The organism is Kitasatospora sp. NPDC093558 (assembly GCF_040683475.1).
In the GTDB taxonomy this organism is placed as follows: Bacteria; Actinomycetota; Actinomycetes; order Streptomycetales; family Streptomycetaceae; genus Kitasatospora.
Map to the genome: position 1 here is coordinate 1 of NZ_JBFBDY010000169.1, position 12,741 is coordinate 12,741.

Here is a 12,741-nt window from a genome sequence, read left to right on the forward strand (position 1 = left end):
GGCCGTCACACCCGCGACGGCTCCGGCGACGCCGAGCCCGACGCGGCGTCCTGCGGGCCCGACGCGGCCTCCGCCTCCGCCCCGCCCAGCTCGCGGCGGACCTCCGCCAGGGACGGGTTCGCCCAGGCGCTCGCGACGCCCCAGTAGTAGAACGCGAGCCCGATCGCGGCGACGATCAGCAGGTCCCAGCCCTCGGGCAGGTAGCCGTGCCCGCCGAAGTCGGAGCTGCCCGCCCACGAGACGCCGGCCATCACGAACAGGTACGCGACCATCCAGGCACCCGCGATCAGGTGCGGACGCAGCACGGCCCACGGCTTGCGCAGTTCGTACCAGGCCCAGATCGGCAGGCCGGCGGCCATCAGCAGGATCACCTTGCCGGTCAGCGGCCAGCGGGCCCAGTAGAGGACCAGGGAGCCGAAGACCATCGCGACCGGCGCGATGACCGGCATCGCCCGCAGCCGCACCGGGCGCGGCATGTCCGGGGCGAGGCGGCGCAGCGCCATCACGGCGACCGGGCCGGTGATGTACGAGATGACCGTCGCGACCGAGACGATCTCGGCCAGCGAGCCCCAGCCGCGGAAGACGGCGAGGAACAGGAATGCGACGCCGAGGTTGAGCAGCAGCGCGGGGCGCGGGATGCCGGTCTTGGGGTCGACCTTGCCGAAGAGCTTCGGCAGGTGGCCGTTCTCCTGCACGCCGTGGATCATGCGCGAGGTGGTGGCGGCGTAGATCATGCCGGTGCCGGAGGGGGAGATGAACGCGTCCGCGTAGAGCAGGATCGCGAGCCAGTTGATGCCCCAGGCGATGGCGAGGTCGGCGAGCGGCGAGGTGTAGCCGAGGCCGCCCCAGCCGTTGGACAGGTCGGCGGCCGGGATGGCGCCGAGGAAGGCGATCTGCAGCGCGACGTAGATCACCAGGGCGATCAGGATCGAGCCGATGACGGCCTTGGGCAGCGACTTGCCGGGGTTGCGGGCCTCGCCGGCCAGGTTGAGCGGCGACTGGAAGCCGTTGAAGGCCCAGACGATGCCGGAGACGGCGACGGCGGTGAACACCGCGCTCCAGCCGTTCGGCGCGAAGCCGCCGGGGTTGGTGAAGTGCGCGGTGTCGAAGTGCGCGAGGAGCAGCGCGCCGGCGGTCAGGGTCGGGACGACGACCTTGAACACGGTGATCGCGGTGTTGGTCTTGGCGAACAGCGTGATCGCGAACCAGTTGAGGGCGAAGTAGACGAGCAGCAGCACGCTCGCGAGGGCGACGCCGCTGACCGTCAGCTCCTGCCCGTTGTACAGGCCCTTCGCCCAGCCGAAGTGCCAGGAGCTCATGTACTGGACGGACGCGGTGGCCTCGCCGGGGATGACGGAGACGATGGCGATCCAGTTGGCCCAGGCGGCGAGGTAGCCGGCCAGCGAGCCGTGCGAGTACTGGCCGTAGCGGACCATGCCGCCGGCCTTGGGGAACATCGACCCGAGCTCGCTGTAGGTGAGGGCGATGGTCAGGGCCACCGCGGCACCGATCACCCAGGCGAGGATCGAGGCGGGACCGGCGAGCTTGGCGGCCCGCTCGGCGCCGAACAGCCACCCGGACCCGATGATCGAGCCCAGCCCGACGGCGGTGAGGCTGATGGTGCCGAGCGAGCGTCGGTAGTGGTTCTGGTGCGATGCCGTCGAAGGCTCGGGCTCACTCAACGTATCGGTCCTCTCGCTCGGGGTCGACGGGTGGTGTCGTGGTTTTTACGGTCATGAGTCGGTATTCCGGACACAAACGCCCAGCAGCCTATGGGGCGAAATCGGGCGTTTACCTCAGGGGAAGCTCAAACCGTCCGATCGTTGCCATCTCGTGTCCGGTTTCCGGGGTTCCATCGCCCTCGAAGCGCCGCTGCGGCCAGGCCTATCGGCCCCAGAGGCCGACCAGACGGAAAACAAAAAAATTCCCCGTGGAATCCTTGCGGATCCACGGGGAATTTCGATGGTGTCCGAGGGGGGACTTGAACCCCCACGCCCGATAAAGGGCACTAGCACCTCAAGCTAGCGCGTCTGCCATTCCGCCACCCGGACGGGGTGTGTGCTTCGGGGTTTTTCTCGCCCCCTCGGCGACAGAGAGAACATTACCAGGGTTCTGGAGTGCTTCTCACCTGCGTTTCCCCGGCGAGGGCCCCGGCCGACCCCGACGGCCTCCCCGGAGCCGCCCGGCCCCAAGATCCGGCCCCAGGATCCGCCCCAAGATCCGGCCCCGGGATCAGCCCGCAGATCCGCCCCCGGTGGCGACGCCTCGCAAGGGCGCACGATCAGGGGGCGAAGCGGTGACGAGCGCGAAGGAACCGGTCCGATTCCGACGCCCCGCCGATCACTCCCGGTCGACACCGATCCGACACGGGCAACTTCTCGACGGTGCCGCGGTCCGGTGGACGGCTCTCCTAGCCTCTGTGGACCGAGGGCGCCAGCGGAACGCCTGATTCCCGGGTCGCGGACGAAGGGCGGCTGGACGTGGAGCAGATCAGCGGGGCGGCGAAGGCCGAGCCGAGACGCGACCGGGTCCTGCGCGGGCCCGCCCGGCCGGCGCCGGAGCCGGCCGAGGGCGTCTGGCGCTTCCCGGTGCCCGCCTCGGAGGCCTCGGTGCCGCGCACCCGGCACGCGGTGCGCGACCGCCTGCTCGCCCAGGGCATGACCGGAGTGCGCTACCAGGAGCTGGTGGACGACGTGCTGCTGATCGTCTCGGAGCTGGTCAGCAACGCCGTGACGCACGCCGCCGAGCTCTCGCCCGAGGTGACCACCGAGCTGGCGGTGCGCGACGGCTGGGTGCGGGTCTCGGTCGAGGACGGCGACCCGTACCGCCCGAAGGCGCTGGAGAGCGACACCGGCCGCACCGGCGGTCGAGGCCTCCTGCTGGTCAAGAGCGTGACCCTGCAGGCCGGCGGCGTCTGCGACGTGGAGCGGACGGGGGAGGGCGGCAAGGTCATCTGGGCCTCGCTGCCCATCCCGCCGCAGCGCGACGACTGCCCGTAACCGCCCTGGGCCGCACCGCAAAATCGCAGTCGCAGCCGAAGCCGCAGCCCCCGCTACCAGTCCCGCCCGGCGATCTCCCGGATCCCCGGCAGCGCCGCCTCGAAGACCGTCTCGAACCACACCGAGAACGGCCGCTCGGCCCGCAGCTCGCGCAGTTCCTGTGCGGTGACGAAGGCGAAGTCGTCCACCTCCTCCGGATCGGGGACGACCGGTGCGGTGACGAGACCCACGAACAGGTGGTTCCACTCGCGCTCGATCAGCCCGGAGGACTCGTCCGGCAGGTCGTAGCGAACCGTCCCGGCCTCGCACAGCAGCGCCGGCGCGACGCCCAGCTCCTCCGCGGTGCGGCGGGCGGCGGCGACGAACGGGGGTTCGTCCGGGTACGGGTGCCCGCAGCAGGTGTTCGACCAGACGCCGGGGGAGTGGTACTTGCCGAGCGCGCGGCGCTGGAGCAGCAGCCGCCCCTGGCGGTCGAAGAGGAACACCGAGAAGGCCCGGTGCAGCCGGCCCGGCTGCTGGTGGGCCCAGAGCTTCTCGGCCGTGCCGATGGTGGCGCCCTCGTCGTCGACGAGCTCCAGGAGGATCTCGGGGCCGCTGCTCCCGGTGCCGGCCCCGGGGTCGGCCGTCACGTCGGTCTCCACGTCGAGACCGGTGTCGATCTCGGAGGTGAAGTGCGTCGGGCTGGTCGGCGGACTCTGGGGCATGGGGTGGCCTCTTTCGGGGAGCGGGAGCAACGGAAGCATCGGGTTGCGTCCGGTTGCAGGGGGTGCATCGGACGCAGCGGGGGCACCGGCGCCGGCGTCGGGCTCCAGTCTGCCGTATGGGTGGCGGTCGGCACGGGTCCCACGCACAACCTGGCGGATCATGACCCTCAGGGGGACTTTTCCGGGCACGGAAAGGACCGGGAGGGCCCCGGAAGGGTCACGGAGCTAGCAAAAGAGTTCGGATTCGTTCGAGGCCCGTTCGGGCGCCCCGAGAGGCGCGGCACCCCCATTCGCGCCCGCCGCGCCGCCCCCGCGCGCCCGCCGCGCCGCCTCCGCTCCCGCCTCCCCGCCGCCTCCGCTCAGCCTCCGCGCCGCCTCCCCGCCACCCCCGCTCCGCCCGCCGTTCCCAGCCACCGTTCAGTCACCTCCCAGCTCCCCGGCCGCGTTCGGGCTGGTCGCCCGGGTCGCCTACCATCACTAAGGACAAGGTGCCCGCATCTGCGCCGGCACCGGCGCGCCGATGCGCGGCCCGGGCGACTCGTTCCGGTGCCCCGGCGCACCCGCGCTCAGCACGACGGATCAGGAGACCCCCGCATGATCGGCCTCGTTCTGGCAGCCGGCGCCGGCCGCCGGTTGCGCCCATACACCGACACCCTGCCGAAGGCGCTGGTGCCGGTCGACGGGGAGCGGACCGTCCTGGACCTCACCCTCGCCAACTTCGCCGAGGTCGGGCTGCGCGAGGCCGCGATCGTCGTCGGCTACCGCAAGGAGGCGGTCTACGACCGCAAGGACGCCCTGGAGAGCAAGTACGGCGTCAAGCTCCACCTGGTCGAGAACGACAAGGCCGAGGAGTGGAACAACGCCTACTCCCTGTGGTGCGCCCGCGACCTCTTCGCCGAGGGCCTGCTGCTCGCCAACGGCGACACCGTCCACCCGGCCTCCGTCCAGCGCACCATGCTGGAGGGCAACCAGCGGCTGACCGAGGCCGGCCAGGCCCCGGGCATCCTGCTCGCCCTCGACACGGTGAAGAAGCTCGCCGACGAGGAGATGAAGGTCGTCGTCGACCCCGCCGCCGGCATGCGCCGCATCACCAAGCTGATGGACCCGGCCGAGGCGACCGGCGAGTACATCGGCGTCACCGTGATCAACCCCTCCGCCGCCGCCGACCTCACCGACGCGCTGCGCGCCACCTACGAGCGCGACCCGCAGCTGTACTACGAGGACGGCTACCAGGAGATGGTCGACCGGGGCCTGCGGATCGACGTGCAGCCGATCGGCGAGGTCTCCTGGGTCGAGGTCGACAACCACGACGACCTGGCGAAGGCGCGGGAGATCGCGTGCCGGTACTGACCCGACTGGTCCCCTCGCCGCTGTTCGTCGAGGTCCGCCCGGGCGCGCTGGACGCGCTCGGCGGGATCCTCGCGGACCAGCGGCTGTCGGCCTCGGGCCGGATCGCGGTGGCGATCAGCAACGGCTCCGGCGCCGCCATGCGCGAGCGCCTGGAGCCGGCCCTGCCCGGCGCCGACTGGTTCAGCGTGGACGACGGCAGCCTGGACAGCGCGGTGCGCTTCGCCGAGGAGATGCGCGGCGGCCACTACGACGCGGTCGTGGGCCTCGGCGGCGGCAAGATCATCGACGCCGCCAAGTACGCCGCGGCCCGGGTCGGCCTGCCGCTGGTCGCGGTGGCCACCAACCTCGCCCACGACGGGATCTGCTCGCCGGTCTCCACGCTCGACAACGACGCCGGCCGGGGCTCCTACGGGGTGCCCAGCCCGATCGGCATCGTCGTCGACCTGGACGTGATCCGCCAGGCCCCGCCGCGCTTCGTGGCGGCCGGCATCGGCGACGTCGTCTCCAACATCTCCGCCTGCGCGGACTGGGAGCTGTCGCACGCGGTCACCGGCGAGCCGGTGGACGGGCTGGCCGTGGCGATGGCCCGCTCGGCGGGCGAGAACCTGCTGCGCCACCCCGGGAACCTGGCCGACCAGGACCTCCTGACGGCGCTCGCGGAAGCCCTGGTACTGTCCGGCATCGCGATGAACATCGCGGGCAGCACCCGGCCCTCGTCGGGCGCCTGCCACGAGATCTCGCATGCCCTGGACGTGCTGTATCCCAAGCGGTCCGCCCAGCACGGCGAACAGGTCGGCCTCGGCGCGGCGTTCGCCAGCTTCCTGCGGGGCGAGCGCGAGCTGACCGGTCTGATCGTGGAGCGCCTGGCGCGCCACGGACTGCCGGTGACCGCCGCTCAGATCGGCTTCACCGAGGCGGAGTTCACCGAGGCGGTGCACTACGCTCCGAACACCCGGCCGGGCCGCTTCACCATCCTCGAGCACCTCGACCTCTCCCCCTCAGCAATCAGGGACGCGTACGCCGACTATGTCCAAGCCGTCAACAGCTGACCCCTCCACCGCGGGCGCCCAGCGGCCCCCGGTGGACCTGACCCGCCGGCCCTCGATCGAGGAGCTGCGCGCGGTGATCCACCCGGAGGGCATGCTCCAGCGCCGCAGCGCCGAGCACTGGGCCGGGCGCCTGTACATGCGGAGCATCTCGCTGCGGGTCACGCGGGTGCTCTCCACCGTCACGGCGATCACGCCCAACGGCCTCACCTACCTGATGATGGTCACCGGCGTCCTGGCCGGCGCCGCGCTCGTGGTGCCGGGCCTGACCGGCGCCGTCCTCGGCGCCCTGCTGATCCAGCTGTACCTGCTGCTGGACTGCGTGGACGGCGAGGTGGCGCGCTGGCGCCGGCAGACCTCGCTCACCGGCGTGTACCTGGACCGGGTCGGCCACTACATGTCCGAGGCGGCGCTGCTGACCGGTCTCGGCCTGCGCGGCTGCGACCTCTTCCACCGGCAGGGCGCGGCGGCGCACTGGGAGTGGGCCTTCCTCGGCACGCTGGCCGCGCTCGGCGCGATCCTGATCAAGTCCGAGACGGACCTGGTGGACGTGGCCCGGGCCCGCAGCGGTCTGACGGCCGTCGAGGACAGCGCCTCGGTGCCGCGCTCCGCCGCGGTGGCCAAGGCCCGCCGGGCGGCCTCGCTGCTGAAGTTCCACCGCCTGGTGGGCGCGGTCGAGGCCTCGCTGTTCATCCTCGCCGCCGGCATCGCCGACGCCGTCCACGGCGGTCTGTTCTTCACCCGGCTCGCCGTGGTCGTGCTGGCCGCGATCGCCATGCTGCAGACCGTCCTGCACCTGCTGAGCATCGTCCTTTCGAGCAGGCTCCGATGAACACTTCCACGAGCACGCGCCCCGACGCCGAGGACTTCCGCCTCGGCGCGGTGATCATCACGATGGGCAACCGCCCGGCCGAGCTGAACGCCCTGATCGAGTCGGTCCGCGCCCAGGAGGGCCCGGCGGTCGAGCTGGCCGTGGTCGCCAACGGCGCGCCGCTGCCGCCGCTGCCCGAGGGCGTGCGCAGCGTCGAGCTGCCGGAGAACCTCGGCATCCCGGGCGGGCGCAACGTCGGCATCGAGCTGTTCGGCCGCGACGGGCGGGACGTCGACGCCGTCCTGTTCCTGGACGACGACGGCCACCTGCCGCGTACCGACTCCGCCCGCCTCCTGCGCGAGGCCTTCACCGCCGATCCGGGGCTGGGCATCGTCTCGTTCCGGATCGCCGACCCCGACACCGGCGTCACCGCGCGCCGGCACGTGCCCCGGCTGCGCGCCAGCGACCCGCTGCGCTCGTCCCGGGTGACGACCTTCCTGGGCGGCGCGAGCGCCGTGCGCTGCACGGTGTTCGAGCAGGCGGGGCAGCTGCCCGCCGAGTTCTTCTACGCGCACGAGGAGACCGACCTCGCGTGGCGCGCGCTGGACGCCGGCTGGGCCATCGACTACCGGGCGGACGTGGTCCTGCACCACCCGACGACCTCGCCGGCCCGGCACGCCACGTACTTCCACAACGTGGCGCGGAACAGGGTTTGGCTCGCGAGGCGGAACCTTCCGGCCCTGTTCGTGCCTCTCTATCTGGGAACCTGGTTCCTGCTGACCCTGGCCCGCCGCCCCTCCCCGGAGGCGCTGAAGGCCTGGTGGGGCGGGTTCCGGGCGGGCTGGCGCGAACCTTGCGGTCCGCGCCGCCCGATGCGATGGCGTACCGTTTGGCGACTGACCAGGCTGGGCCGTCCACCGGTCATCTGATCTCATTTGATCGAGTGATCGATCGCTGCGGCCGGTGACCACACACCGGCCGGACTCCCCCGTGATCCCAGTGGATCCCCATCGGCGCAAGGCCGGCGGACCCCCGCCGACCGGCCGCCCCGACCGATCCCGCGTGAAGGACGAATGTGTCGACAGTGAGTGAACCCGTCAGCCTCTCAGCCCCCAGGGGGGCGGACGCGGGCCTGACCCCCAAGCAGCTTGCGGACAAGTACGGCCTGTCCGTGAGCGGCCGGCGGCCCGGCCTGTTCGCCTACACCAAGCAGCTCTGGGCCCGGCGCCACTTCATCTGGGCCTTCGCCACCGCCCGCCTGGTGGCGCAGTACACCGATGCCAAGCTCGGCCAGCTGTGGCAGGTCGTGACGCCGCTGCTGAACTGCGCGGTGTTCTACCTTGTCTTCGGCGTCATCCTGCAGAACAAGAACGGCTTCCCCGAGGGCACCTACATCGCGTGGCTGTGCATCGGCGTCTTCGTCTTCCAGTTCACCCAGAACGCGGTGCAGTCCGGCACCCGGGCGATCTCCGACAGCCTCGGGCTGATCCGCGCGCTGCACTTCCCGCGCGCCTGCCTGCCGATCGCCTTCACCGTGATCCAGCTCCAGCAGCTGCTGATCTCGATGGTGGTGCTGGTCGTGACCGTGCTGTCGGCCGGCATCACCCCGGGCCGCACCTGGCTGCTGATCATCCCGGCGCTGATCCTGCAGACGATGTTCAACACCGGCGTCTCGCTGATCTTCGCCCGGATCGGCGCCAAGACCAGTGACATCTCCCAGCTCATCCCGTTCGTGATGCGGGCCTGGATGTTCCTGTCCGGCGTGATGTTCAGCATCCAGGACAAGATCCAGGAGTGGCCGAAGTACATCCAGACGATCATGGCCCTCAACCCGGCCTCGGTCTACATGGACCTGCTGCGGCACGCCTTCGCGCCGATCATCTACAACCACCACCAGCCCGCGCACCAGACGATCCCGCCGCACCAGTGGACGTACGGCATCGCCTGGGGCGTGGGGATGTTCATCGTCGGATACGTCTTCTTCTGGAAGGCCGAGGAGGAGTACGGCCGTGGCTGATGCCGATCTGAACCAGCGCGACACCGTCCGGGACACCGACGTCGCCCGCGAGCCCACCGTCGTCGTCGACGACGTGCACATCGTCTACCGGGTGCACGGCGCCGGCTCCGGCAAGGGCAGTGCCACCTCGGCGCTCAGCCGCATCGTCAGCCGCAAGCGCTCGGCCGGCGTGCGCGAGGTGCACGCCGTGCGCGGCATCAGCTTCACCGCCTACAAGGGCGAGGCGGTCGGCCTGATCGGCTCGAACGGCTCCGGCAAGTCGACCATGCTGGCCGCCATCGCGGGCCTGCTGCCGACCGAGAAGGGCGGCATCTACACCAACGGCCAGCCCTCGCTGCTGGGCGTGAACGCGGCCCTGATGAACGAGCTCACCGGTGAGCGCAACGTCGTCCTCGGCTGCCTCGCGATGGGCATGCCGCCCGCCGAGGTGCGCCGCCGCTACCAGGACATCGTCGAGTTCTCCGGCATCAACGAGAAGGGCGACTTCATCTCCCTTCCGATGCGCACGTACTCCTCCGGCATGGGCGCCCGCCTGCGGTTCTCCATCGCCGCCGCGAAGACCCACGACGTGCTGCTGATCGACGAGGCGCTGGCCACCGGCGACCAGGCGTTCCAGCAGCGCAGCAAGAAGCGGATCGAGGAGCTGCGCCAGTCGGCCGGTACGGTCTTCCTGGTCAGCCACGACAACAGCTCGATCCGCGAGGTCTGCGAGCGGACCATCTGGATCGAGCACGGCGAGCTGGTCATGGACGGTCCGACCGAAGAGGTCGTCGGTCGGTACGAGCGCGGCGAGCGCCCGTAGCACCCAAACCGCGCAGGGGGCCGGTTCCGGGACTTCCCGGGGCCGGCCCCTGCCGTGTGTCCGGCTGTGTCCTGCCGTGTGCCCGGCCCCGGCCGGGCGTTCGCGCCGGTAGTCCGGGTGGCCCGCCCCCGGCGGGGTGAGCGCCCCGTGCGCCGGGCGGGGCGCTCTTCTGCGGCGCGGCCCGTGGTGTCAGGCTGTAGGCGCGGGGGCCGTGTGCCGGACGTGACGCCCGTGCTCGGACGCGTGTCCGAGTCGGGCCGGTGATGCCCATCGGTGTAGAACGGGGGAGTGACAGCAGTGTCGGCTTCGGCCCAGCCCAGCAACGAGCCCGTGGACCAGACCGCGGGGGTGACCCTGGAGAAGGCGAGCGCGGAGAACTTCCCGGTCGCCCCCTTCTTCCTGCCCGCCGCCTGGCGCGGCGACCTGATGGCGGTCTACGGCTTCGCCCGGCTGGTCGACGACGCGGGCGACGGCGACCTCGCCGACCCGGCCGGCGCGGCCCGCCTCCTCGGCGTCGAAACCCCCCTCCCGGAGCCCGCCGCCACCCCTTCGGCCCAGTGCGGCCCGCCCGCTCCCGGCGAGGTCGCCTTCCGGCTCGCCCTGCTCGACGGACTGGAGCGCGACCTCGACCGGGCGTTCGAGGCGGCGCTCCACCCGGCCCCCTGCCATGTGCCCGGCGCCGACCGGCCCCGGCACCCGCTGATGCGCGCCCTCGTTCCGCTCGTGAACAAGCACGGACTGACCCCCGAGCCCTTCCGCCGCCTGATCGAGGCCAACCGGGTGGACCAGACCATCGCCCGCTACGCCACCTGGGACGACCTCGTCGGCTACTGCACCCTGTCCGCCGACCCGGTCGGCCGGCTGGTCCTCGCCATCGCCGGCGTCTCCACGCCCGAGCGGATCGAGCTGTCCGACGCGATCTGCACCGCCCTCCAGGTGGTCGAACACCTCCAGGACGTCGCCGAGGACCTCGCCCGCGGCCGGATCTACCTGCCGGCCGAGGACCTCGCGCGCTTCGGCGTCACCGAGGCCGACCTCGCCGCCCCCTCCGCCGACGGCGCGGTCCGCGAACTGATCGCCTTCGAGGCCGAGCGGGCCCGCACCCTGCTCGACCGCGGCGCGCCATTGGTAGGTACGGTTCGGGGGAGGCTTCGACTGCTCCTGGCGGGATTCACCGCAGGTGGCTACGCGGCCCTGGCGGCCGTCGAGGACGCCGGGTACGACGTGCTCGCCCAGCAGGCGAAGCCGGACAAGCGCCGCCTCGCAGCGAGGGCGGCGGCCATCTTCGCGAAGGGAAGGTGAACGCCCGAGTGGCGGCATCACCACTGGCGTCGGCCCAGGTCATGGCGGCGTACCGGTACTGCGAGGCAGTCACCGGGCTGCAGGCGCGCAACTTCAGCTACGGCATCCGGCTGCTGCCCGAGCCCAAACGGCTGGCGATGTCGGCCCTGTACGCCCTGGCCCGCCGGGTGGACGACATCGGCGACGGCGACCTGCCCGCCGACCGCAAGGCCGAGGCGCTGCTGCGCACCCGCGAACTGCTGGACGACGTCCGCGGCGGCAAGGTCGCCGAGGACGACACCGACCCGATCAAGGTCGCCCTCGCGGACGCGGCCCGGCGCTTCCCGATCCCGCTCGGCGGCTTCGACGAGCTGATCGACGGCGTCGAGATGGACCTCAAGGGCGCCGAGTACCAGACGTACGAGGAGCTCAAGGTCTACTGCCGCTGCGTGGCCGGCGCGATCGGCCGGCTGTCGCTCGGCGTGTACGGCTGCGACGACCCCGAGCGCGGGGCGCACTACGCCGACACCCTCGGCCTCGCGCTCCAGCTCACCAACATCCTGCGCGACCTGCGCGAGGACGCCCTCAACGGCCGCACCTACCTGCCCACCGAGGACCTGGTCAGGTTCGGCTGCCAGCAGGGCTTCGCCCAGCCGAGGCCGCCGGCCGGCGCGGACTTCACCGGCCTGGTCGCCTTCGAGGCCGCCCGGGCCCAGGCCGCGTTCGAGGAGGGCCTGCGGCTGCTGCCGATGCTCGACCGCCGCAGCCGCGCCTGCACGGCCGCGATGGCCGGCATCTACCACCGGCTGCTCGGCCGGATCGCCGCCGACCCCGAGTCGGTGCTGCGCGGCCGGGTCTCGCTGCCGGGCTGGGAGAAGGCGTACGTGGCGCTTTCCGGGCTCGCCGGGGGGCGTTCTTGATTCTCGCCGCAGTTCTGTCACGCTGTGTCAGCGGGGAATCACGCATGGGTAGAGCCGTGTTGTCCACGACCGTGCCGACCACGGCAGCCGCCACCGGGCGGTCCAGCGATCGCGAGGGGGAGGGCCGATGACCGGGCGAGCCGATGCCGCGCGCCCGGCCGCCGTCGTGGTCGGCGGCGGCCTGGCCGGGATCACCGCCGCGCTGCGCCTGGCCGAGGCCGGGCAGAAGGTCACGCTGGTGGAGGGGCGGCCCCGGCTCGGCGGCCTCGCCTTCTCCTTCCGGCGCGGCGAGCTGACCGTCGACAACGGCCAGCACGTCTACCTGCGCTGCTGCACCGCCTACCGCGGCCTGCTCGACCGGCTCGGCGCCGCCAGGCTCACCCACCTGCAGGAGCGGCTCGACGTCCCGGTGCTCTCCGTCACCGGGCCCGCCGACGCGCCCGTGCGCACCCTCGGCCGGCTGCGCCGGGCCGGCCTGCCCGTCCCGCTGCACCTGGCCGGCAGCCTCGCCCGCTACCCGCACCTCGGCCCGGCCGACCGGGCCAGGGTCGTGCGCGGCGCGCTCGCCCTCCAGCGCCTCGACCTGCAGGACCCAGCGCTGGACGGCACGTCCTTCGGCGCGTGGCTGCGCCGCCAGGGGCAGAACGACCGGACCCTCGCCGCCGTGTGGGACCTGGTCGGCGTCGCCACCGTGAACGCCTACGCCGACGACATGTCGCTGGCGCTCGCGGCCATGGTGTTCAAGACCGGCCTGCTCTCCGACCCGGGCGCCTCCGACATCGGCATCGCCGCCGTCCCGCTCGGCACCATC

The 12,741-nt window shown here is 72.2% G+C and carries 12 protein-coding genes and 1 tRNA gene; 10 read left to right on the plus strand and 3 right to left on the minus strand.

What is annotated here, in order from left to right; translation table 11 throughout:
• Positions 1-5 precede the first annotated feature (5 nt).
• Positions 6-1,682 (minus strand): APC family permease, encoded by a 1,677-nt coding sequence (locus AB0O00_RS17975; RefSeq protein WP_363652834.1) that lies wholly within the window; start codon positions 1,680-1,682, stop codon positions 6-8.
• Between the two features lie 281 nt (positions 1,683-1,963).
• Positions 1,964-2,051, minus strand: a tRNA-Leu gene (locus AB0O00_RS17980).
• A gap of 480 nt (positions 2,052-2,531) precedes the next feature.
• Between AB0O00_RS17980 and AB0O00_RS17985 the strand changes: the two genes are divergently transcribed.
• Entirely contained in the window at positions 2,532-2,999 is a 468-nt protein-coding gene (locus tag AB0O00_RS17985; RefSeq protein WP_363652849.1) for an ATP-binding protein, read from the plus strand.
• A 53-nt stretch (positions 3,000-3,052) separates the two neighbouring features.
• Here the strand turns inward: AB0O00_RS17985 and idi are convergent, their stop codons facing one another.
• Complete coding sequence (idi, locus tag AB0O00_RS17990; RefSeq protein ID WP_363652835.1) at positions 3,053-3,703, minus strand: isopentenyl-diphosphate Delta-isomerase; 651 nt, start codon at positions 3,701-3,703, stop codon at positions 3,053-3,055.
• Positions 3,704-4,297: 594 nt separating this feature from the next.
• Here idi and AB0O00_RS17995 point away from each other — a divergent pair.
• The 9 genes from AB0O00_RS17995 to AB0O00_RS18035 all read left to right on the plus strand — a co-directional run.
• Complete coding sequence (locus tag AB0O00_RS17995; RefSeq protein WP_363652837.1) at positions 4,298-5,053, plus strand: phosphocholine cytidylyltransferase family protein; 756 nt, start codon at positions 4,298-4,300, stop codon at positions 5,051-5,053.
• Complete coding sequence (locus AB0O00_RS18000; RefSeq protein WP_329930498.1) at positions 5,041-6,102, plus strand: iron-containing alcohol dehydrogenase family protein; 1,062 nt, start codon at positions 5,041-5,043, stop codon at positions 6,100-6,102. Before AB0O00_RS17995 ends, AB0O00_RS18000 begins: the two co-directional genes overlap by 13 nt.
• Before the next feature lie 91 nt (positions 6,103-6,193).
• Positions 6,194-6,931: a CDP-alcohol phosphatidyltransferase family protein gene (locus AB0O00_RS18005; RefSeq protein ID WP_363652851.1), complete on the plus strand. Its 738-nt coding sequence runs from the start codon at positions 6,194-6,196 to the stop codon at positions 6,929-6,931.
• A complete protein-coding gene (locus AB0O00_RS18010) occupies positions 6,928-7,839 on the plus strand; it encodes a glycosyltransferase (protein WP_363652839.1) in 912 nt (303 codons plus the stop codon). Before AB0O00_RS18005 ends, AB0O00_RS18010 begins: the two co-directional genes overlap by 4 nt.
• A gap of 146 nt (positions 7,840-7,985) precedes the next feature.
• Complete coding sequence (locus AB0O00_RS18015; RefSeq protein ID WP_363652841.1) at positions 7,986-8,927, plus strand: ABC transporter permease; 942 nt, start codon at positions 7,986-7,988, stop codon at positions 8,925-8,927.
• Positions 8,920-9,729: an ABC transporter ATP-binding protein gene (locus tag AB0O00_RS18020; RefSeq protein WP_363652843.1), complete on the plus strand. Its 810-nt coding sequence runs from the start codon at positions 8,920-8,922 to the stop codon at positions 9,727-9,729. Before AB0O00_RS18015 ends, AB0O00_RS18020 begins: the two co-directional genes overlap by 8 nt.
• 330 nt (positions 9,730-10,059) lie before the next feature.
• Positions 10,060-11,031, plus strand: a complete 972-nt coding sequence (hpnC, locus tag AB0O00_RS18025; RefSeq protein ID WP_363652845.1) for a squalene synthase HpnC — start codon at positions 10,060-10,062, stop codon at positions 11,029-11,031.
• Positions 11,032-11,072: 41 nt separating this feature from the next.
• The gene (gene hpnD, locus AB0O00_RS18030; protein ID WP_363652853.1) at positions 11,073-11,930 is read left to right on the plus strand and encodes a presqualene diphosphate synthase HpnD; all 858 of its coding nucleotides are present in this window, start codon (positions 11,073-11,075) and stop codon (positions 11,928-11,930) included.
• 127 nt (positions 11,931-12,057) lie between these two features.
• Positions 12,058-12,741 (plus strand): FAD-dependent oxidoreductase (locus AB0O00_RS18035; protein ID WP_363652847.1); only part of this gene is annotated, 684 nt, incomplete at its 3' end.